This window comes from Denitromonas ohlonensis, from assembly GCF_007625205.1.
In the GTDB taxonomy this organism is placed as follows: Bacteria; Pseudomonadota; Gammaproteobacteria; order Burkholderiales; family Rhodocyclaceae; genus Nitrogeniibacter; species Nitrogeniibacter ohlonensis.
Window position 1 is genome coordinate 136,809 of sequence record NZ_VMNI01000003.1, and the last position, 19,478, is coordinate 156,286.

At 65.5% G+C, this 19,478-nt stretch carries 20 protein-coding genes; 7 read left to right on the forward strand and 13 right to left on the reverse strand.

All coding sequences use genetic code 11. The features are described 5' to 3' along the window. Positions 1 to 60 precede the first annotated feature (60 nt). Positions 61 to 2,214 (forward strand): malate synthase G, encoded by a 2,154-nt coding sequence (locus FHP89_RS03070; protein WP_144176271.1) that lies wholly within the window; start codon positions 61 to 63, stop codon positions 2,212 to 2,214. 298 nt (positions 2,215 to 2,512) lie between these two features. On the opposite strand, the gene FHP89_RS03075 is transcribed toward FHP89_RS03070, so the two are convergent. After that, positions 2,513 to 3,067, reverse strand: a complete 555-nt coding sequence (locus tag FHP89_RS03075) for a hypothetical protein (RefSeq protein WP_144176272.1) — start codon at positions 3,065 to 3,067, stop codon at positions 2,513 to 2,515. A 632-nt stretch (positions 3,068 to 3,699) separates the two neighbouring features. After that, positions 3,700 to 4,662, reverse strand: coding sequence for an MBL fold metallo-hydrolase (locus FHP89_RS03080; RefSeq protein ID WP_144176273.1), 963 nt, complete (start codon positions 4,660 to 4,662; stop codon positions 3,700 to 3,702). Positions 4,663 to 5,094: 432 nt separating this feature from the next. Between FHP89_RS03080 and FHP89_RS03085 the strand changes: the two genes are divergently transcribed. The 4 genes from FHP89_RS03085 to arsA are packed head-to-tail and all read left to right on the forward strand — an operon-like array spanning position 5,095 to position 8,849. After that, positions 5,095 to 6,240 (forward strand): GGDEF domain-containing protein, encoded by a 1,146-nt coding sequence (locus FHP89_RS03085; protein WP_186300256.1) that lies wholly within the window; start codon positions 5,095 to 5,097, stop codon positions 6,238 to 6,240. Positions 6,241 to 6,299: 59 nt separating this feature from the next. After that, a complete protein-coding gene (locus FHP89_RS03090) occupies positions 6,300 to 6,629 on the forward strand; it encodes an ArsR/SmtB family transcription factor (RefSeq protein WP_144176275.1) in 330 nt (109 codons plus the stop codon). Between the two features lie 34 nt (positions 6,630 to 6,663). After that, the gene (gene arsD / locus FHP89_RS03095) at positions 6,664 to 7,035 is read left to right on the forward strand and encodes an arsenite efflux transporter metallochaperone ArsD (RefSeq protein ID WP_144176276.1); all 372 of its coding nucleotides are present in this window, start codon (positions 6,664 to 6,666) and stop codon (positions 7,033 to 7,035) included. Between the two features lie 8 nt (positions 7,036 to 7,043). Continuing rightward, the gene (arsA, locus tag FHP89_RS03100) at positions 7,044 to 8,849 is read left to right on the forward strand and encodes an arsenical pump-driving ATPase (RefSeq protein WP_144176277.1); all 1,806 of its coding nucleotides are present in this window, start codon (positions 7,044 to 7,046) and stop codon (positions 8,847 to 8,849) included. A gap of 673 nt (positions 8,850 to 9,522) precedes the next feature. Here arsA and FHP89_RS03105 read toward each other — a convergent pair. Further along, on the reverse strand, positions 9,523 to 10,425 hold the full coding sequence (locus FHP89_RS03105; protein ID WP_186300257.1) for a LysR family transcriptional regulator: 903 nt from the start codon (positions 10,423 to 10,425) through the stop codon (positions 9,523 to 9,525). Positions 10,426 to 10,584: 159 nt separating this feature from the next. Between FHP89_RS03105 and FHP89_RS03110 the strand changes: the two genes are divergently transcribed. Then, positions 10,585 to 10,812 (forward strand): DUF1127 domain-containing protein, encoded by a 228-nt coding sequence (locus FHP89_RS03110; protein ID WP_144176279.1) that lies wholly within the window; start codon positions 10,585 to 10,587, stop codon positions 10,810 to 10,812. Between the two features lie 163 nt (positions 10,813 to 10,975). Here the strand turns inward: FHP89_RS03110 and FHP89_RS03115 are convergent, their stop codons facing one another. The 9 genes from FHP89_RS03115 to FHP89_RS03155 all read right to left on the reverse strand — a co-directional run bounded on the left by FHP89_RS03115 (position 10,976) and on the right by FHP89_RS03155 (position 17,195). Beyond that, on the reverse strand, positions 10,976 to 11,392 hold the full coding sequence (locus tag FHP89_RS03115; protein ID WP_144176280.1) for a VOC family protein: 417 nt from the start codon (positions 11,390 to 11,392) through the stop codon (positions 10,976 to 10,978). Then, entirely contained in the window at positions 11,358 to 11,930 is a 573-nt protein-coding gene (locus tag FHP89_RS03120) for an SRPBCC family protein (RefSeq protein WP_186300258.1), read from the reverse strand. Before FHP89_RS03120 ends, FHP89_RS03115 begins: the two co-directional genes overlap by 35 nt. 32 nt (positions 11,931 to 11,962) lie before the next feature. Beyond that, complete coding sequence (locus FHP89_RS03125) at positions 11,963 to 12,406, reverse strand: YybH family protein (RefSeq protein WP_144176282.1); 444 nt, start codon at positions 12,404 to 12,406, stop codon at positions 11,963 to 11,965. 26 nt (positions 12,407 to 12,432) lie between these two features. Beyond that, positions 12,433 to 12,777: a YciI family protein gene (locus FHP89_RS03130; protein ID WP_144176283.1), complete on the reverse strand. Its 345-nt coding sequence runs from the start codon at positions 12,775 to 12,777 to the stop codon at positions 12,433 to 12,435. Positions 12,778 to 12,810: 33 nt separating this feature from the next. Then, the gene (locus FHP89_RS03135; RefSeq protein WP_144176284.1) at positions 12,811 to 13,425 is read right to left on the reverse strand and encodes a dihydrofolate reductase family protein; all 615 of its coding nucleotides are present in this window, start codon (positions 13,423 to 13,425) and stop codon (positions 12,811 to 12,813) included. 87 nt (positions 13,426 to 13,512) lie between these two features. Further along, positions 13,513 to 14,778, reverse strand: coding sequence for an RNA polymerase sigma factor (locus FHP89_RS03140; RefSeq protein WP_260851467.1), 1,266 nt, complete (start codon positions 14,776 to 14,778; stop codon positions 13,513 to 13,515). A gap of 35 nt (positions 14,779 to 14,813) precedes the next feature. Further along, entirely contained in the window at positions 14,814 to 15,557 is a 744-nt protein-coding gene (locus FHP89_RS03145; RefSeq protein WP_144176285.1) for a hypothetical protein, read from the reverse strand. Positions 15,558 to 15,596: 39 nt separating this feature from the next. Then, positions 15,597 to 16,673 carry a type I restriction endonuclease gene (locus tag FHP89_RS03150; RefSeq protein WP_144176286.1) on the reverse strand — a complete coding sequence of 359 codons (1,077 nt, stop codon included), beginning with the start codon at positions 16,671 to 16,673 and terminating at the stop codon, positions 15,597 to 15,599. Between the two features lie 75 nt (positions 16,674 to 16,748). Further along, complete coding sequence (locus FHP89_RS03155) at positions 16,749 to 17,195, reverse strand: HIT family protein (RefSeq protein WP_144176287.1); 447 nt, start codon at positions 17,193 to 17,195, stop codon at positions 16,749 to 16,751. A 144-nt stretch (positions 17,196 to 17,339) separates the two neighbouring features. On the opposite strand from FHP89_RS03155, the gene FHP89_RS03160 reads away from it, so the two are divergent. Continuing rightward, complete coding sequence (locus FHP89_RS03160) at positions 17,340 to 18,848, forward strand: protein adenylyltransferase SelO (RefSeq protein ID WP_144176288.1); 1,509 nt, start codon at positions 17,340 to 17,342, stop codon at positions 18,846 to 18,848. A 140-nt stretch (positions 18,849 to 18,988) separates the two neighbouring features. Here FHP89_RS03160 and FHP89_RS03165 read toward each other — a convergent pair whose 3' ends face one another. Further along, on the reverse strand, positions 18,989 to 19,366 hold the full coding sequence (locus FHP89_RS03165) for a hypothetical protein (protein ID WP_144176289.1): 378 nt from the start codon (positions 19,364 to 19,366) through the stop codon (positions 18,989 to 18,991). Between the last annotated feature and the right edge of the window lie 112 nt (positions 19,367 to 19,478).

Here is a 19,478-nt window from a genome sequence, read left to right on the forward strand (position 1 = left end):
GAAACGATCATTTGGAATTCAGCCGGCCATCGCGGTCGGTGCTTCACAGAGGCCTAAACCATGAGCTCACATACCCAGATCGGCGGCATGCAAGTCGCCACCACGCTCCAGCAGCTGCTTGAGCGCGACATCCTGCCGGGCACCGGCGTCAGCGCTGATCAGTTCTGGTCGGGCCTCGAATCCATCGTCAATGACCTGGCCCCGAAGAACCGCGCCCTGCTCGCCAAGCGCGACGACCTGCAAGCCAAGATCGACGCCTGGCACCAGACCAACGGCAAGGGCGACTTTGCCGCCTACAAGGCCTTCCTGACCGAAATCGGCTACCTCGTGCCCGAGGGCCCGGACTTCACCATCGACACCGAAAACGTCGAGCCCGAGATTGCCACCCAGGCCGGCCCGCAGCTGGTGGTGCCGGTCATGAACGCCCGCTTTGCGCTCAACGCCGCCAACGCGCGCTGGGGCAGCCTGTATGACGCGCTGTACGGCACCGACGTGCTGCCCGAAACCGATGGCGCCGAAAAAGGCGCGGAATACAACCCGGTGCGCGGCGCCAAAGTGGTGGCCTACGCCCGCGACTTCCTCGACGACGCGGCCACCCTGGTCGACGCCAGCCACAAAGACGCCACCGACTACGCCGTGATCGACGGCAAGCTGGTGGTCACGCTCAAGGATGGCACCACCACCAGCCTGGCCGACCCCGCGCAGTTCGCCGGCTATCACGTGAGCGACACGCCCGCCGTGCTGCTCAAGCAACACGGCCTGCACTTCGAAATCCAGTTTGACCGCCACCACCCCATCGGCAAGACCGACCCGGCCGGCATCAAGGATGTGCTCGTCGAAGCCGCGCTGACCACCATCATGGACTGCGAAGACTCGGTCGCCGCCGTGGATGCCGAAGACAAGGCGCTGGCCTACGGCAACTGGCTGGGTCTGATGAAAGGCACGCTGTCCGAACAGGTCGTCAAGGGCAGCAAAACCATTACCCGCAGCATGAACCCCGACCGCGTCTACACCGCGCCCGACGGCAGCAAGCTCACGCTCAAGGGCCGCGCCATGCTGTTCGTGCGCAACGTGGGCCATCTGATGACCAACCCGGCGATTGTCGCCGCCGACGGCCACCAGATCCCCGAAGGCATCATGGACGCCATGTTCACCGCCTGCGCCGCGATCCACGACCTCAAGGGCAACGCCCCCTTCCGCAACTCCACCGCCGGCAGCGTGAACATCGTCAAGCCCAAGATGCACGGGCCCGAAGAAGTCGCCTTCACCGTCGAGCTGTTCGGCCGTGTCGAGCAGGCGCTCGGTCTGCCGAAAAACACGCTCAAGGTCGGCATCATGGACGAAGAGCGCCGCACCTCGGTCAACCTCAAGGAATGCATCCGCGCCGCCCGCGAGCGCGTGGTGTTCATCAACACCGGCTTCCTCGACCGCACCGGCGACGAAATCCACACCAGCATGGAGGCCGGCCCCTTCGCGCCCAAGGCCAAGCTCAAGACCATGAAGTGGATCCTCGCCTACGAAGACCAGAACGTCGACGTCGGCCTCGCCTGCGGCCTGCCCGGCCGCGCGCAGATCGGCAAAGGCATGTGGCCCGTGCCCGACAACATGGCCGACATGATGACCGCCAAGATCGGCCATCCCAAGTCCGGCGCCAACACCGCCTGGGTGCCCTCGCCCACCGCCGCCACCCTGCACGCCCTGCACTACCACCAGATCAACGTGGCCAACGTGCAAGCCGAACTGCGCAACCGCACCCCGGCCAATGTGGACGACATCCTGGACATCCCACTGCTGGGCGACCAGAAGCTCACCGCCGACGAGATCCAGAAAGAACTCGACAACAACGCCCAGGGCATCCTCGGCTACGTCGTGCGCTGGGTCGACCAGGGCGTCGGCTGCTCCAAAGTGCCCGACATCAACAACGTCGGCCTCATGGAAGACCGCGCCACCCTGCGCATCTCCAGCCAGCACATCGCCAACTGGCTGCGCCACGAAGTGTGCTCGATCGACCAGGTGCTCGACACGCTCAAGAAGATGGCTAAGGTGGTGGACGCCCAGAACGCCGGCGACCCCGCCTACCGCCCGATGGCCCCCGCCTACGACGGCATCGCCTTCGAAGCCGCCTGCGACCTGGTCTTCAAAGGCTGCCAGCAACCCAGCGGCTACACCGAGCCGCTGTTGCACGCCCACCGCCTGTCGGTGAAAGCGCTGTAAGCCAAGACTCACCGCAAAGAAAAACGCCAGCCGGCTTTGCCGGGCTGGCGTTTTTTTATTGGCGGGAGACCGATACTCAATAACGGCTGTCGCCCCGGCGCCGCCTCTCGGATGCGAGATGGGTTCATGTAGGTTGGGTTGAGCACAGCGAAGCCCAACGTTCAGCGGTGCCATTGTGGATCACCGAGCGTTGGGCTTCCTTCGTCAGCCCAACCTACGCTCGCTTGTCCGGGCTACGCTTGCTGATGGAGCTTGATGGCGGCAAATGGGTAAATCGCCGCACCGCTTGAGCGAGAGGTTAGACCGCGCCTTTGATCACTGACTCGATGAAGAGCCAGGCCTTTTGACCGAGCTGAACCACGCCATCGATCTTCAAAGCGGCGTCGGCAACGGCATTTACCTTTCGCCAGACTTCAGCAAGCTTTGAAATTTCGGGTGAATTTTTGTGCTCAGTGATTATGTCTTTGGCTTCAACCAACTCACCGTAGCTTGATCGCACGGCCTCTCGAAGTACCTTGGCCCCGGCGATCTTGTAGCTCGCTACTGCTGCTCTGATCTGAGCGATTTGATTGTCGATGAGTCTCCGGAGTCGTTCGGGGATCTGATCTGAGTTGGCAGAAAGACTCTCCAACTCAGACAGCAACGTAGATATCTCGTCAAGGTCAGCTTGTTGAATCTCGTCTTCTTCATCCTGCAGAATTTCGCCACAGAACTGCAAGGCAAGCATGTGCTCAGGCTTCAATTGCTGCCGGACATGGCTCCATGTATTCGACAAATACATAGGCGAGAACGCAGCGTCGAATGCTGCGAGTGCCTTCGTGTAGAGATGCGGACTGAAGTTTGCGCTCTTCATCCCCTCTCGGATGTGATCAAGCTCTCGACTCAGCGCCGCTAGCCGCTCTGAGACCAATCGCGCTTGGCGTGACGTCTCGCTCTCTTTGATGTCTAGGGCATCTGCCCACGCAGAAAGGATCTGAGTATTCTCTTGGTGCCCCGGGAGCGAGCTTAGAAAAGCATACAACCGAGATGCAGAGTTTCGGTTCTGTGGCATGGCGTTGGTTGTGCGGCCTAACTTTCGTGAGAGGCGGCCGAAGCCGAAGGCGGAGGATGGCAAAGTCCAGCACTGGGTCGCCCCCTCAATGGAACTATTAGCGAATTCTGATCTACAGAGACATCATAGTCCGGAGGCAAATAGCCGAATGCGCAGGGACTCTTGGCCGTTCTGTGCGGACAGCGCTATCTTGCACGGCGCGAACGCGCGGCGCAATGCCCTTTGGTTATTGCGCCCTACCACGAGTACCCCGTCTGGCCGGACCGAGACATTCATCGTCATGGCCTCGCCAGTGGCATTCGACTTCTACGGCTTTCCACGGCAGCCGTTGGCGGCGAAGGAACGTCCTCCAATCCCCGGCAAGCCGTGAGCGCAAACGACGCAGGGCGGCGCGACCACCCGTGCCGCCCCCTCAGCATCATTGCATCGACAAATCAGCACCCCAAAACGCAACCCCCGCCCCCATCAAACTCCATCGTCTTCCCCGACAGCGGCACATGCACTGGCACCTTGGTGGCCTTGATGAAGCTTTCCGTGCGTGTACCCGCCTTGACCTTGCCCCCCTCGGTGGCCGGCTCGTTGGCGTGGGAGACGATGACCGAGACCGGCTGGACCAGGTCGTTGATGACGTAGGCGGCTTCGGCCGGGCCGGTGGTGAAGGTGTCGCCGATGTTGATCACGGCCAGCTTGGCCTTGTAGTGGTCGCGCACGACCTTTTCCTGATCGCCGGTGATACCGGTGTCGCCCGACAGGTAGGCGACGAGGCCGTTGCTGAATTTGAGCACGTAGCCGGTGGCTTCGCCGACATAAGCGGAGAGGCCGGCTTCTTTCAGGCGCGTGCCGAAATCGCCGCCGACCAGGTCGCCGTCGATGCCATTGCTGTGGATGGCCGTCACGGTGGCGATGGTGACGCCGCCGATGGTCTGGCTGCCGCCGAAGCGGGCGAGGACGGCGTTCTTCGGGTCGCCGCCGTTGCTCTTGAGCTTGTTGGCGAAGAAGGCCGGCATTTCGCTGCCGGTGACGATCTTGGCGTTCTTGGCCAGTGCGATGTTCACCACCAGCGTGTTGGGCGCGGCCGACACGGACATGTCCGGTTTGTTACAGGCGCCGGCGTTGGGAGCTTGGGTGTGTTTGTCGCCGACATGGTCGCCATGCATGTGGCTGACGAGAATTACGTCGATCTTGCCCAGGCGCGGGTCGTCCGCGCCGGCCACGGTGCGACCGGGGTCGTAGAGCAGGCGGGTGCCGTTGGGGTCTTCGAAAATCAGGGCGCGGTCGAGGACGCAGAATTCGCCGTCCTGCCCGCCCAGCGGGGTGACTTTGACGTTGGTGGCAAGCGCGGGCTGTGCGGCCAGGGCGCCCATGGCGAGGGCGCCGAGTAGTGAGGTGATTTTCATGCTGTTCTCCTGTTGGGCAAACATGTGCTTTTTTGGACCAGCGGAGAAAAGTTAGCATGAACCTGCCAGGGTCATTGTTTGCAGTGCCGCAATGTTTGATGCGCCTGTCCTGTGCGTATCGAGAAACCTGTTGTGGCTACCCCGTCGCCAAAAGCGGCCTGTGTCGCGTGGAAAAGCGATGCGCCTTCCACCGCAGGAGGTGATTGGAGCGGTGGCACTCGTTGGATGGCGCTGCGCTGATCCGCCCGATATCAGCCATCCGCCCCTGACTGATAGCCGCCAAGCGCCGCCCCGCTGTGCAGTTTGTCATGCTGACCGCCATTTTCCGCCCACCCCGCCCTCAAGAACCACGCCGCCACGCCGTAGGCTCGAAAGCGATCTGCGTGCGCCATGATGGCGCCGGAGACCTTTTTCCCGATCGATGAGCGCCCCATGCCCCGGCTTCATCCGCTGACACTCCGGTTTCACGACCCTGCGCTTGAAAACGCCTACGACGACTACGTCTACCCGCGCATGCTGGTGCAGTGGCGCGCGGCGCTGGTGATCGGGCCGGCTTTGTATGTGCTGCTGTTTGTGCTCGACGGCTGGTATATCCCCGAGGCTGAGCGGGGCGCGCTGTGGGCGATACGGCTGGGTTCGCTGATCGTCCCGATCTCCTTCATCGCCATCACCTTTACCCGGTATTACCGCCGCTGCGCCTATCTGTTGCCGGCACTCAACGGGCTCACGGGCGGGCTCGGGCTGATCGCCATGATGCAGCTGATGCCGCTGGAGGTGGTGGCGCAGTATTACCCCGTGGTGGTGGTCGTCACCTTCTTCACCTACAACTTCAGCGGCACACGCTTTATCTATGCGCTGGCGGTCGATCTGGTGCTGCTGGTGACCTACAACCTGTGCTTCGGCGCACTGGTGGATTACCCCGGCCATTTGCTGGCCACGCAGGACTTTTTCATCATCAGCGCCAACCTCATCGGCGGCGGCGCGGGCTATATGGTCGAGCTTCAGCGGCGGCGGCTGTTTGTGCACAAACAGGCGCTGGAAGACGAGCGCCGTCTGCACCTCGACCGCGCGCTGCACGACAGCCTGACCGGGCTGCCCAATCGTGAGTTGCTCTATGACCGCATCAATCTGCTGCTGGCCGGCGCCACCCGCTCGACGGCGCAGCATGCGCTGTATTTTGTGGATCTGAACGACTTCAAACCGATCAACGATGTGCACGGCCACGCCGTGGGTGACCAGACGCTCCGGCGAGTGGCGGCGCGCCTGCGCCAGGCGGTGCGTGACGCCGATACGGTGGCCCGGCTGGGCGGCGACGAATTCGTGGTGCTGGTGCCCCAGATGCCCGACGCCACCGCCGCGCACCTCCAGGCCGAACGCATCCAGGCCATGGTTGCCCGCCGCGACAATGACCTGCCCGAGAGCATCTCACTCAGCGCCAGCGTCGGGCTGTGTCTGTTCCCCTATCCCGGCGCCACGGCCGACGACATCATCCACCGCGCCGATCTGGCGATGTATCACCACAAGGCCTCGGGCACCCTCCCCTTGCCACTCGCCGACCCCCAAACCGCGGCCACCTGACACCGCCACACATGACGCAGATCATTTTAACTCTTCAACATCTGTTGTAGAGTCGCGTCATGAATACCGACACGGCCACCGCCGTTTTTGAATCTCTCGCCTCCGGCCTGCGTCTGGAGGTGTATCGCTTGCTGGTGCGCAAGGCGCCCGACGGCCTGGTGGCGGGCGACATCGCCAGTGCGCTCGATGTGCCGCCCACCAACCTGTCCTTCCATTTCAAGGCGCTGACCCGTGCCGGGCTCATCACGGTCACCCCCGAGGGGCGCTACCAGCGCTACCGGGCCAACATCCCGCTGATGCTCGACACCATCGCCTACCTCACCGAATCCTGCTGCGCCGACCAGCCCGAAAAATGCATCGAGTTGCGCGCCGCCGCCGGCCAACGCTGATTTTTTTCCCCTCATCTGTTCAAGGAACCCGTCCATGAAAAGCATCCAAGTGTTCGATCCCGCCCTGTGCTGCAGCTCCGGTGTGTGCGGCGTTGACGCCGACCAGGCCCTCATCACCTTCGCCGCCGACCTCGAGTGGGCGGCGCAGAACGGCGCCCGTATCGACCGCTTCAACCTCGGCCAGCAGCCGCTGGCCTTTGCCGGCAACGCCACGGTCAAGAGCTTTCTCGACCGCTCCGGCCCCGACGCGCTGCCGCTGATTCTGCTCGACGGCGAGATCGCCATGGCCGGCCGCTACCCCAGCCGCGCCGAACTGACCCACTGGCTGGGCACCGCCGACGCGGCACCGGCCGAAGCCGAACCCGAAGTCAGCGGTTGCTGCTCCGGCGGCCGTTGCGCCGGCTGAGCGCCGCCATGCACTTCCTCGACCAAGCGCCGCGCTGCATGTTCTTCACCGGCAAAGGCGGCGTCGGCAAGACCTCGCTGGCCTGCGCCACCGCCATCCGACTGGCTGACGCGGGGCGGCGGGTGTTGCTGGTCAGCACCGACCCGGCCTCCAACGTGGGGCAGGTGTTTGGTATCGAGATTGGCAACCGCATCGTGCCGGTGGCCGAGGTGCCCGGCCTGTCGGCACTGGAGATCGACCCCCAGCAAGCCGCCCAGGCCTACCGCGACCGCATCGTCGGCCCGGTGCGCGGCGTGTTGCCCGAGGCGGTGATCCGCAGCATCGAAGAGCAGTTGTCGGGCGCCTGCACCACTGAAATCGCCGCCTTTGACGAATTTACCGCGCTGCTCACCGACGCCAGCCTCACCGCCGACTTCGAGCATGTCATCTTCGACACCGCACCCACCGGCCACACCATTCGCCTGCTGCAGTTGCCCGGCGCGTGGACCGGCTTTCTCGACGCCGGCAAAGGCGACGCCTCCTGCCTCGGCCCGCTGGCCGGGCTGGAGAAGCAGCGCACGCAATACAAGGCCGCCGTCGCCGCGCTGGCCGACCCGGCGCGCACACGCCTGGTGCTGGTCGCCCGCGCTCAGCAATCCACGCTGCGCGAAGTCGCGCGCACCCATGCTGAGCTGGCCGCCATCGGCCTGTCGCAACAACACCTCGTGATCAACGGCATCCTGTCACGCGCCGACGCCGGCGACGACCCGCTGGCCCGCGCCCTGTGCGACCGCGAAGACGCCGCACTGGCCGCACGGCCCGAGCCCCTGCACGCCCTGCCGACCGACACCGTGCCGCTCAAGGCCTTCAATCTGGTCGGGCTGGACGCCGTGCGGCAGTTGCTCGCCAACACCCCGGCCCCCGTCACTGCCGGCGCACCGGCCACCCCGGCCTTTGACGCGCCCGACTTCGCCGCGCTGATCGACGGCATCGCCGCCGGCGGCCACGGCCTGATCATGCTGATGGGCAAGGGCGGCGTGGGCAAAACCACGCTCGCCGCCGCGCTGGCGCTCGAACTCGCGCAACGCGGCCTGCCGGTGCACCTGTCCACCTCCGACCCCGCCGCGCATCTGGCCGACACGCTGGCCGGCTCGCTGCCGGGCCTGACCGTCAGCCGCATCGACCCCGTGGCCGAAACCGCGCGCTACCGCGAGCAGGTGCTCGCCACCCGCGGCGCCGCGCTCGACGCGCACGGCCGCGCCCTGCTCGAAGAAGACCTGCGCTCGCCCTGCACCGAAGAGATCGCCGTCTTCCAGGCCTTCTCGCGCGTCATCCGCGAGGCCGGCAAGCAGTTTGTGGTGATGGATACCGCGCCCACCGGCCACTCCCTGCTGCTGCTCGACGCCACCGGCGCCTATCACCGCGAAATGCTTCGCCAGCGTGGCGCGCAGGCGCAGGTCGAGATCACTCCCATGCAGCAACTGCAGGACCCGGCACAGACCAAGGTGCTACTCGTGACCCTCGCCGAGACCACGCCGGTGCTCGAAGCAGCCCACCTGCAGGCCGACCTGCGCCGCGCCGGCATCGAACCCTGGGCCTGGGTCATCAACAACAGCATCGCCGCCGCCGGCAGCGAGGCGCCCCTGCTGCGACAGCGCGCGCACAACGAACTGCGCGAGATCGACGCCGTGGCGCGCGAGCATGCCCACCGCTACGCTGTGGTGCCGCTGCTGCAGGACGAACCGGTCGGCGTCGATCGCCTGCTCGCGCTGGCCGAACGGCGCATCGCCGATCGCTCACGCAATGTTGCGTGCGGAGCGTCCACGGCCGGATGAATCCGGCCCTACGCCTCAACGCTCTTCGGTATCCCTCGTAGGGCCGGATTCATCCGGCCACCACCCGCTGAATTCAATAGACGCACCGCCCAGACCACAGCACGACTCGCGTGGCCTGCCGTGGCCCGGCCACGCCGACGCGGCATCGAGACATCGCAAACACGCACCGATCGCCACCGCCTCATTTTGCGGCAGCGCAAAAAAACCCTGCGACCTCAGTCGGATAGCCCGGCAACGCACAGCTTATCCACAGTCTCGCACACGCCAGACGGGGATAAGTGCTGGGTTCAACACCGCGGAAAGGCCCGGCCGGCAAGGCTTTCATGCCAATCGCGTGCTTTCGCCCCGCCACGCCGTGTTTGCCTCATTTTGCGGCATCGCAAAAAACCTGAGTCGTCTCAATCGGATAGGTGGCTGCCACACAGCTTATCCACACCTTCGCCCACGGCGAACGGGGATAAAACCCCGCCCCACCGCGCCGAAATGCCCGACTGGCGCGGGTTTCATGCGAATCGGCTGGTGTTGGCGTGCGGACGCGCCGATTGCCTCATTTTTAAGCAGTCCCAGAAAACTCCATCGCCTCAAGCACATAGCGCGGCCTCTCACAGCTTGTCCACAAGCCTGCCCACGCTGGCCGTGGATAAACGCCACGCCCCAGCCGGGCGGTGGACATCTAGCCCGCTTCGCGCGCTATTGCGGTAGGCGGCTCAATGCCCCACACCGCGCAGAGTTGATCCATCACCGCGCGGATCAGCGGGTCGTTCTCGCGCTTGCGCAGATAGACGAATTGCAGCGGCACCGAGGGCAGCGCCACCGGCAGCTCATAGGCCTGCTCGTCGTCCGAAAACACCCCAGCCCGCACGATGCCCAGGCCGACACCGGCGCGGATCATCTCGATCAGGGCGTCTTCCTGGTTGGCGATCAGGGTCCGCGTGGGCTCGCAGCAGTGCGCATCGAAAAGCGCGCGCATGGCCGCAAAGTGCGAGCAGTCGGGCGAGGTATACACCCAGGGCAGACGCGCCAGATCGGCCACTTCGGTGGAGGTGATCTGATCGCGCAGCGAGGCCGGCGCGCCGATCACCAGCGGCTCATCGCACAGGAAACACACGCTCATGCTCGGGTCGTCGATCTCGCCGGTCACAAAGGCGGCGTCGAGCTTGCCGACACGCACCGCCGGCAGGTTGGTGCCGGTCGAGCCGGTGAGCATGGCCACTTCAAGACGGGGATAGTGTTCGGCCAGCCCGGCCTGCAGCGCGGTCAGGCGCAGAAAGCGGGCGTCGGTGTTGAGGCCGATGCGCACGCTGCCGATCAGTTCGTCCTGCAAGCCCTTGGCGTGCTGCATCACGGCGCTGGCGGCGGCCAGCGCCTGGCGGGCGCGGGGCAGTAGCTCTTCGCCCACCGGGGTCAGCCGCATGCCTTTCGGGGTGCGGTCGAACAGGGTCACGCCTAGGGTCTCTTCCAGCGCCTTGATGTGCGCGCTGATCGCCGGCTGGCTGGTAAACAGGCGCTCGGCGGCGCGGGTGAGGTGTTTTTCCTCGGCGACCGCAACAAAGGTTCTGAGGTGGTAGAGCTCCATGACCTGATCCCGAAAATGCGTCTGACCCACAGTACACCGTAGATCACGAACCCACGCCATCACAATTTCCGAAGACGCGAATCCGAATAAACGATTGGATGCATTTGTCCTGAGCGGCCAAGCTTCAACTCACTAAAGCCCCACTCAAGGAGACGCATCATGAGCAGCCTGACACACAAAGCTTGCGCCCCTGCCGTCGCCCGCACCGACATTGCCTCGGTGCTGCGCCAACTGGGCCATGCACTGCGCACCACCATTACCGTCTGGCGCAAGCGCAGCGCCGCCCGCCGCGAACTGCGCGAGCTGGATGAACATGTGCTGCGCGATGTCGGCATCAGCCGCAGCCAGGCGGACTTTGAAGGCAGCAAGCCGTTCTGGGTGAAGTGAGGGGGCCGAATTCGCGGTGTGGTGAACCGCGAGCTGGCCACCCTGCGGGCATCACGGCATCGCACGACGACGCGTAGGGTGGGCGGCTCGCCGCCCACCCTACCGCCGCCGACCCCACCCTCAACCCAATACCCCATCGCGCCGCCAAGCCACTCGCCCGGCCTCAGCCCTCGGGCATCTGCTCAATCACCATCCACTGCACGCCAAAGCGATCCACCAGCATGCCGAACTGCCGGGCGAAAAAGGTGGGCGCCAAAGGCATGCGCACCTCGCCCCCCTCGGACAGCGCTGCAAATACGCGCTGTGCCTCCGCGTCGTCGGCCACGTCGACCGACAAGGCAAAACCGTCGAAGCCGGCCGCCTCACCGCACATCCCGTCCGAGGCCATCACCATGGTGTCACCGATCTTGAGATTGGCATGCATCACCTTGTCGGCCATGCCGGGCATCTCCGGCATCGCCCCCGGCGGGGCGTCGCTGAAGCGCATCAGCGCGGTCACTTCGGCGCCAAGCGCCTCGGTGTAGAGACTCAGCGCGGCTTCGCAGTCACCGCGGAACAACAAATAGGGTTCGACTCGCATGATGTGACTCCTGCTCTGTTTGGATTTCGATCTCGCCGGCCAGATACGCCTCGAGACGCGCCCAGGCATCAAGGGCATCTCGGCGCAGGCGATCGTGCCCGTCTTCAAAAGCACATATCTCGGCCTCGCTCGCATGGATCGGTCGCGAGCACAGGCGAAGCTCGGTGTCGCCGGCCACGTCGGCCAGCTCCAATGTGTGATGCACATAGCGCGGCCAGTGCGGCACGCGCGGGTGGCGGGTCACGCCGCCACTGGCATCCAGCAACGAGGCGACAAACACAAGCCGCACCGCCTCGATGATGTCGCGATACACCCAACGCCCGCAGCGAGGCGGCGCGTTCGGCCGCTCGATCGTGTAGAGAAAACGCCCGCCCAGATGGAAGCTCAGGGATGCGGCGCGCATTTGCGCCCCCGCCGGGGCCCCCCATTGCGTGAGGTGACCGACCTCCGACAAGGCCGCCCAGACCCTGTCGCGCGGCGCAGCGACGCCATGGGTCAGGGCAAACGCGACGCGGCGTGGATCGGCACGCATGTCCATGCGCATCCTCCTGTGTTGTGACGCGCGCCCGCTCAAGGCGTCAGTTCAAACTGCGCCTTGCAGGTCTCGGGATCGAAAGGCACCGAAAAATGCTCATGCGCGATCCGCCACTGGCCATCGACCTTGCGCAGCCCGATCGAGCAACGCATCCAGCCGGCCTGGGTGTTGCCCTCCGGATCGGTGGCGCCGCAGTACACCAGATAGTGGCCAAAGCCGACGTCCTCGCCGAGCGTGAGCGACAAGTCCTGCATGTCGAACACCATCTGGCCGGCACACATCTCCAGGCAGCTACGCCAGTGCGTGTCGTAGGCCGCGCGGTCGGTAAACTGCAAGGGGCCAATGGCATCGAAGGCCACCAGCGACGCGGTGTAATAGCCCATGAGACGCGTCACGTCACGGGCGGCCACGGCCTCGCGGCAAGCCGCGAACATCTCGCGCACCGCGGCTTCGTCGGCCGGATTGTTCTGTGTTGTCATGTCATCGCTCCTGTTGGGTTGAGTCGTCACACTTGCAATTGACGCACCGGCCGCACCTCGACGCTGCCGACACGCGCCGCCGGAATCTGCGCCGCGACCTGGATCGCTTCATTCAGATCGCGCGCCTCGACCAGATAGAAACCGGCGAGCTGCTCCTTGGTTTCGGCAAACGGCCCGTCAGTGATCGACACCTTGCCGCCGCGCATGCGCACGGTGGTGGCGGTGGCCACCGGCTCGAGCGCCTCGGCCGCCAGCATGCGGCCGCTGCCGGCCACCTGCTCGGCATAGGCCTGGCATTCGGCGTCTTCGGGGCTGTCGGGCTGGGTATGGAGTTGCTGCTCGTCGGCATACACCAGACACAGGTATTTCATGGCGGTCTCCTTGGGGAATCGATGATGAGCGGGTCAGTCCAGCGCAAATGAACCCGTCTCCAGCGTGCCGGCGCGCCGATACACGCTGATGACCGTGCCCTTGCCGGTGGTGTGCGAGCGCACCAGGCGCAGCGTGGCCGGCGCCGTGCCGGCGCCAAACAGGCGCTTGCCAGCGCCCAGCAGCACGGGAAACACCAGCAGGCGGTATTCGTCGATCAGGTCGTGGGCGATCAGCGTCTGCGCCAGATCGCCGCTGCCGTGCACCTGCACTTCACCGGCAAGACGCTGCTTGAGGTCGGCCACTGTCTGCACCACGTCGGCCACCGCGGTCGAGTTGTGCCAGTCGAACTGGCGGTGGGCGCGCGAGGCGACGAACTTCGGCAGGGTGTTGAGCTTGCTCGCCACCGGATCGTCGCGGTCCGTCACACGCGGCCAGTGCGCAGCAAAGATGTCGTAAGTCTTGCGGCCGAGCAAAAAGGCGTCGGCGCGGGCGAAGATGTCGACCATCGTCGCGCCCATGTCAGCGTCCGCATGCGGCACCAGCCAGCCGCCATGCGTGAAATTGCCGCGGGTGTCTTCCGCCGGCCCGCCGGGGGCCTGCATCACGCCGTCGAGGCTGAGAAAAGTCGTCAGGGTCAGTTCGGCCACGATCGGCTCCTGTTTTTTTGGGGTTTCGCCCCTTAGTCGCCCGCCGTGACGGTCATTCGACAACCGTTCGTCGGCCCGCCCGCGGGTTCAGCGCAGATGCGCAAGCCGTGCGGCGAGATGGCGCCGCTCGGGGCCCGGCCGGGTCAGCGCCAGCGCCCGGGAAAAAGCCGCCCGGGCACCGTCGCGCTCGCCCAAACGCTGCAGCAGCTCGCCGCGGGCGGCGTGCGCCAGCCGGTAGTCGGCCAGCTCGCCATCCGCGAGCAGCGCATCGATCAACGCCAGACCGGCCGCCGGCCCGTCGCGCATGGCGACTGCCACTGCGCGGTTGAGCGCCACCACCGGCGAGGGCTCGGCGCGCATCAGCACCTCGTAGAGCCCGACGATCTGCGGCCAGTCGGTGTCGGCGGCCGTGGGCGCCTCGGCATGCACCGCGGCGATTGCCGCCTGCAGCGCATAAGGGCCAACGCGGCGCGAGCGCAGCGCCGTCTCCACCAGGGCGCAGCCCTCGTCGATCAGCGTGCGGTTCCACCGGCCGCGATCCTGCGCGTCGAGCAACACCAGCTCGCCATCGGCCGTCGTGCGCGCCGCGCGGCGCGACTCGGTCAGCAGCATCAGCGCCAGCAGGCCCTGGGCCTCGGGCTCGGGCAGCAGCGCGACCAGCAGCCGGCCAAGGCGGATGGCTTCGTCGGAGAGGTCGGCCCGCGTCAGCGCCTCGCCGTCGGAGGCGAGGTAGCCCTCGTTGAAGATCAGGTAGATCACCCGCAGCACGCTGTCGAGCCGCGCCGCCAGCGCCGGCCCCTCGGGCACCTCGTAGGGGATGCGCGCATCGCGGATCTTGCCCTTGGCGCGCACGATGCGCTGCGCCAGTGTCGGTGTGGCAGTCAGGAAGGCGCTGGCGATGGCCTCGGTGGTCAGGCCGCACACTTCACGCAGGGTCAGCGCCACCTGCGCCTCGGGCGCCAGCGCCGGGTGGCAGCAGGTGAAGATCAGCCGCAGACGGTCGTCCTCGATGCCGCAGGCCGGCTCGGCCGCCGTCTGCTCCTCCTCCGCCAGTCGCCAGGCCAGCTCGGTGAGCGAGGCATCGAAGCGCGCGCGCTGGCGGATGCGGTCAATCGCGCGAAAACGCCCCGCCGACACCAGCCAGGCGCGCGGATTGTCCGGCACGCCATCGCGCGGCCACTGCGCCATGGCCGCGATGAAGGCCTCCTGCACCGCCTCCTCCGCCAGATCGAAATCACCCAGCAGGCGGATCAGCGTGGCGCGGATGCGGCGGGCGTCGCTGCGGTAGAGGGCGTCGATGTGGGCGGGGATGTCGGCGGGGATGTCGGCGGATGCACCGGCGGGCATGGTCATCTCGGTCAATCCCGTCTCCTGCTTTGGCTGGCGCACTAAGGCACGGCCGACAAGCGCCAGTTCAGTTCGGTCGCGCCGCCCGCCGAGCGACGGGTGATCTGCAGCAGATCGACGCCCCGGCCGAAGGCGTCGCGGGTGCGCCAGTCGAGACGCAGCAGCATGTCCTGCACGCCATCGCCATCGAAATCGCCCTGCGCCATCAAAGTGTAGACACTGTCGTCGGTCCGGGTCAGTACCCGCACGCGGCCGCCGGGCAACGCCTCGATGTTTACTCCGGGCGCATCGTCCACGCGCGCGCCGGCGGGCGACGTCGCCTGACCACCCACGACGGGCAACGCCGACGCCGGCAACTCACGCATCAGCGCCGGTGTCAGCGTCTCGGCCAGGTGGCTACGTCGGGCGGGCTGACCTGCACCATAGCGCGCCAGCGCCTGACAGTTGGCGCGCAGCAGCTGAAACAGCGGGGTTTGATCTTCGCGCACAGCAACCGCGTCGGTCGAAGCCACCTGGGCGCAGCGACTGAAGCGCAACTCGCCGCCGTTCGCACCATCGAGCACATAGTCCAGCCGCTCGCTGCCATCCGGCATCAGCTTGGCCAAACCCGCAAAAGCCGTCACGTTGAACGCATGCGGCGACTCGGCGCGCACGGTGGCGCAGCCGATCAGCAGCGCGGCGGCCAGAAGGTGGGTGCGCGTGACGCCAATGCGGCGAGACTCGCAACGACATCGACCGCCGAGGCGGGCGAGGATGTCCAGAAACGACCACATCGCCGGAGCCATTCGCATCTCTTCTGCTACGACGATCCAGCGCAGCCCTGCTTAGTCGTAAAAGCCCGCAGCAGTCTTTAGCTGGTCAGCGAATCCATACACGTCATCGATCGACTGAATGGGATGGCGCGTTTCATTCTTTTCTTGATCAAAAACGCCAAGGTACTTCTGACCGCGATTGAAGTGAAGCCGACAAATTGGCTTTCTGTTGTTGTCATCCAGAAGGATTCCACAATAGCTCTGGGTGTCACGCATCGTGATTCGCTTCGAGTCGACAACCGACCTCACAATCGCCTTCACGACGTGAAAACCTTCCATTTCGTCCAGCGTCGTAACAATCTTGTCCTCCTCGGCGTCAGGCTCGGCCGCCCCGCCCGCAGACGGACTAGGTGCTCCTTGCGCGGGCGGCGTCGCTCCGCTCATCGCCGATTTGAGGCGTTCATTAACTTGATCGCTCAAAAACTGGCTCGCCGCTTTACGCGTAAGTTCGCCGAACTGCTCCCGAACCTTCTGCGTCACCATACCGTCGTACACACGAGAAGCAATCAGGCGAATGAAATCATCATCAGGCTTGCTGAACTGCGCCGCGATGACCTTCTTTATCTGACTAACAAACTTCAGCTCACCCGCAGCGCTAATGATTGACTCCACATCGAAGGCGGACTTAGTCAGCTTTACCAATTCCGGAACGGCGTGCTCATCAATGTCGAGCAAATCGAGTTCCAAGAACGGGCGCTCATCCATCTTGTTTGGTGCGTCGAGGTCTGTGAAGAACTTGTACTCCCGACCATTTGTCAGGATCGAGATGCGGGCATTGGTGACGTGGAAGTATCGAAAAAGCTGCGACGCGTGATTGACGTTCAGCGGCTCGCCAAGCTTTTTGCACTCGACGAGAATCTGAATCTCACCGTTCTTGAGAATGGCATAGTCGATCTTTTCACCCTTCTTTGTCCCCACGTCGCAGACGTACTCGGGAATGACCTCAGAGGGATCAAAAACGTCGTAGCCAAGAACCATATTGATGAACGGCATAACGAAAGCATTCTTCGTTGCCTCTTCGGTCTTGATCGCGCCCCCTTGTTGGCGAATCTTTGCAGAGAGACTGTTCAGCTTATCGATGAATTCCATGACGTCCTCGTTGGAAAATTGACGCCTCCATCGTATTGCCTAAAGCATAATTTCAGCAAGGCGTTGCCCCACAAATTACCCCGCCTTCATCACCGCCCGCAGCTTCTGGGCATACTCCGCCAGCACCGCCGCCGGTGGGTCCTTACGCGGCCAGCTCAGCGCGATGCCGTCGTTGCCATGGCGCGGCACGACATGCATGTGGCAGTGGAACACGGTCTGGTCGCCTTCCTTGCCGTTGGCTTGCAGCAGCGTGAGGCCGGGCGGGTCGAAGGCGTCGCGCACGGCAAAGGCGACACGCTGGGCGGTTTGCATGATGGCGCCGGCCTCTTCCGCGGTGAGCTCGAACAGCGTGGCGGCGTGGCGCTTGGGGGCGACCAGTACATGGCCGGGGTTGAGCTGGCCGATGTCCATGAAGGCGATGGTCAGCGCGTCTTCATAAACGCGCTCGGCGGGGATCTCTCCCGCCACCAGGCGGCAGAAGATGCACTGTCCGGGGGGCGAGGTATCGACAAACATCGGCATGGCGGCTCCTTGTGCGGATTCGGTGCGCACGCGACGGCGCACGGGTGGACCATGCTACCAGCGCGCACGGCAACGCATCCGCTGTCACACTGTCTACCGATGCCGGCACAGACCGGCCGCCCGACCCCCCGACAGAGTGTGCCCATGAACGCCCCCCATCCGGACGCGCTCGAGCGCCCCCACCGCCTCGACGCCCTGCCCTTCGACAACAGCTTCGCGCGTCTGCCCGAAGCCTTCTACACCCGCCTTGCGCCCTGGGGCCTGCCCGAGCCGCGCGCGGTGCTGTTCAGCGATGCCGCGGCCGCCTTGATCGGCCTGCATCCGGACGAGCTCGCCTCGCCGGCCTTTGTCGAGGCCATGGCCGGCAACACGCCGCTGCCGGGCGGCGACACGCTGGCGGCGGTGTATTCGGGCCATCAATTTGGCGCCTGGGCGGGTCAGCTCGGCGATGGCCGCGCGCACCTGCTCGGCGAAATCCGCACCCCGCACGGCCCGTGGGAGCTGCAACTCAAGGGCGCCGGGCGCACGCCCTATTCGCGCATGGGCGACGGCCGCGCGGTGCTGCGCTCGTCGATTCGGGAGTTTCTGTGTTCCGAGGCCATGGCCGCGCTCGGCATCCCCACCACGCGCGCGCTGAGCCTCGTCGCCTCGGACCTGCCGGTGCCGCGCGAGACCATGGAAACCGCGGCGGTGGTCACCCGCATGGCGCCGAGCTTTGTGCGCTTTGGCTCCTTCGAGCACTGGACGGCCAACAAGCGGCCCGGCGAGTTGCAGCAACTGGCAGACTACGTCATCGACCGCTTCTACCCCGCCGCCCGCGACGCCGCCAACCCGGCCGTGGCGATGCTCACCGAGGTCAGCCGCCGCACCGCCACGCTGATGGCGCAATGGCAGGCCGTGGGCTTCATGCACGGGGTGATGAACACCGACAACATGTCCATCCTCGGCCTCACGCTCGACTACGGCCCCTTCGCTTTCATGGATGGCTTCGACGCCGACCACATCTGCAACCACACCGACCGTGGCGGCCGCTATCGCTACAGCGCGCAGCCGCACATCGCGCACTGGAACCTGCACGCCCTCGGCCATGCACTGATGCCGCTGATCGGCGATACCGACGCGCTGGAGGCGGCCATCGACACCGCCTTTGTGGAGACCTACAACCGCGAATTCCTCGCCCGGCTCGGTGCCAAGCTGGGGCTTACCGACACCCGCGACGGCGACGAGGAACTCATCGGCCAGCTCTATGGCCTGCTCCACGCCCATCACACCGACTACACGCTGTTCTTCCGCGCGCTGGGCGAGCTGCCCGCCGTCGCCGGCACGCCGGCGCAGGACGCCCCGGTGCGCGACCTCGTCGCCGACCGCACCGCCTGCGACGCCTGGCTGGCCCAATGGCGCGCGCGGCTGGCGCTCGACGCGCGGCCCGACGCCGAACGCCGCGCCGCGATGCACGCAGTCAATCCGAAATATGTCTTGCGCAACTGGGTGGCCGAAACCGCCATCCGCGCCGCGCAGGCCGGCGACTTCGCCCCGCTGCAGCGCATCCACACCTGCCTGCAACGGCCCTTCGACGAACAGCCCGAGAACGCCGAATTCGCCGCCCCGCCGCCAGACTGGGCGCAGTCGCTGTCGGTGAGTTGTTCGAGTTAGCCTGGGGCGTCGCTTCGCGTAGGGCGGATAAGCGCAGCGCATCCGCCGTTTCCCTTGCCGCCACCGATGGCGGATGCGCCTTCGGCTTATCCGCCCTACCGGACCGCGATCTTCGCGGCGGGATTCAAACCGTCAGCCCCTTACCGCCGACACGCCATCCGCGTGCCCGGCAGCAGCATCAGCACCAGAAAACTCACCAGCAGGCCGAGCACCAGCAGCGTGCCCTCGCCCGGCAGGCGCGACAGCGAGTAGTGCTGCGACACCCACATCCCCATGCGCACCAGCTGAAAGCCTGCCGCCGCGACGCCCAGCCACCAGGCCCAGGCGAAGCGCTTCCACACGCCAAAGATGATCAGCACGATGACGGCCGTGGTCAGCCACAGCATCGGGGTGCCGAAGCTCACCCGCAAGGTCAGCGCATCGCCCGAGACAGCGGCGCGAAACAGCGAGGTGCCCGGCACGGCGAGAAGATAGACCAACGCAATGGCGATGAGGAGAAAGAAGCGGGCGTTGAGCATGATCGGTGGGCGCAGGATTCAGAGGGAGGCAAGCATAGCCGAGTCGCGCCGGGGCGGGGCGGCGAGACGCCGCCAGCACACACATGAATTGCGCTGGCCGCGCACACAGCAT

What these genes read in the sequence shown, in the direction of transcription:
- FHP89_RS03070 (WP_144176271.1), top strand. Translation starts at nt 61, where the DNA reads ATGAGCTCACATACCCAGATCGGCGGCATGCAAGTCGCCACCACGCTC.
- FHP89_RS03075 (WP_144176272.1), bottom strand. Translation starts at nt 3,067, where the DNA reads ATGAAGAGCGCAAACTTCAGTCCGCATCTCTACACGAAGGCACTCGCA.
- FHP89_RS03080 (WP_144176273.1), bottom strand. Translation starts at nt 4,662, where the DNA reads ATGAAAATCACCTCACTACTCGGCGCCCTCGCCATGGGCGCCCTGGCC.
- FHP89_RS03085 (WP_186300256.1), top strand. Translation starts at nt 5,095, where the DNA reads ATGCCCCGGCTTCATCCGCTGACACTCCGGTTTCACGACCCTGCGCTT.
- FHP89_RS03090 (WP_144176275.1), top strand. Translation starts at nt 6,300, where the DNA reads ATGAATACCGACACGGCCACCGCCGTTTTTGAATCTCTCGCCTCCGGC.
- arsD (WP_144176276.1), top strand. Translation starts at nt 6,664, where the DNA reads ATGAAAAGCATCCAAGTGTTCGATCCCGCCCTGTGCTGCAGCTCCGGT.
- arsA (WP_144176277.1), top strand. Translation starts at nt 7,044, where the DNA reads ATGCACTTCCTCGACCAAGCGCCGCGCTGCATGTTCTTCACCGGCAAA.
- FHP89_RS03105 (WP_186300257.1), bottom strand. Translation starts at nt 10,425, where the DNA reads ATGGAGCTCTACCACCTCAGAACCTTTGTTGCGGTCGCCGAGGAAAAA.
- FHP89_RS03110 (WP_144176279.1), top strand. Translation starts at nt 10,585, where the DNA reads ATGAGCAGCCTGACACACAAAGCTTGCGCCCCTGCCGTCGCCCGCACC.
- FHP89_RS03115 (WP_144176280.1), bottom strand. Translation starts at nt 11,392, where the DNA reads ATGCGAGTCGAACCCTATTTGTTGTTCCGCGGTGACTGCGAAGCCGCG.
- FHP89_RS03120 (WP_186300258.1), bottom strand. Translation starts at nt 11,930, where the DNA reads ATGGACATGCGTGCCGATCCACGCCGCGTCGCGTTTGCCCTGACCCAT.
- FHP89_RS03125 (WP_144176282.1), bottom strand. Translation starts at nt 12,406, where the DNA reads ATGACAACACAGAACAATCCGGCCGACGAAGCCGCGGTGCGCGAGATG.
- FHP89_RS03130 (WP_144176283.1), bottom strand. Translation starts at nt 12,777, where the DNA reads ATGAAATACCTGTGTCTGGTGTATGCCGACGAGCAGCAACTCCATACC.
- FHP89_RS03140 (WP_260851467.1), bottom strand. Translation starts at nt 14,778, where the DNA reads ATGACCATGCCCGCCGGTGCATCCGCCGACATCCCCGCCGACATCCCC.
- FHP89_RS03145 (WP_144176285.1), bottom strand. Translation starts at nt 15,557, where the DNA reads ATGGCTCCGGCGATGTGGTCGTTTCTGGACATCCTCGCCCGCCTCGGC.
- FHP89_RS03150 (WP_144176286.1), bottom strand. Translation starts at nt 16,673, where the DNA reads ATGGAATTCATCGATAAGCTGAACAGTCTCTCTGCAAAGATTCGCCAA.
- FHP89_RS03155 (WP_144176287.1), bottom strand. Translation starts at nt 17,195, where the DNA reads ATGCCGATGTTTGTCGATACCTCGCCCCCCGGACAGTGCATCTTCTGC.
- FHP89_RS03160 (WP_144176288.1), top strand. Translation starts at nt 17,340, where the DNA reads ATGAACGCCCCCCATCCGGACGCGCTCGAGCGCCCCCACCGCCTCGAC.
- FHP89_RS03165 (WP_144176289.1), bottom strand. Translation starts at nt 19,366, where the DNA reads ATGCTCAACGCCCGCTTCTTTCTCCTCATCGCCATTGCGTTGGTCTAT.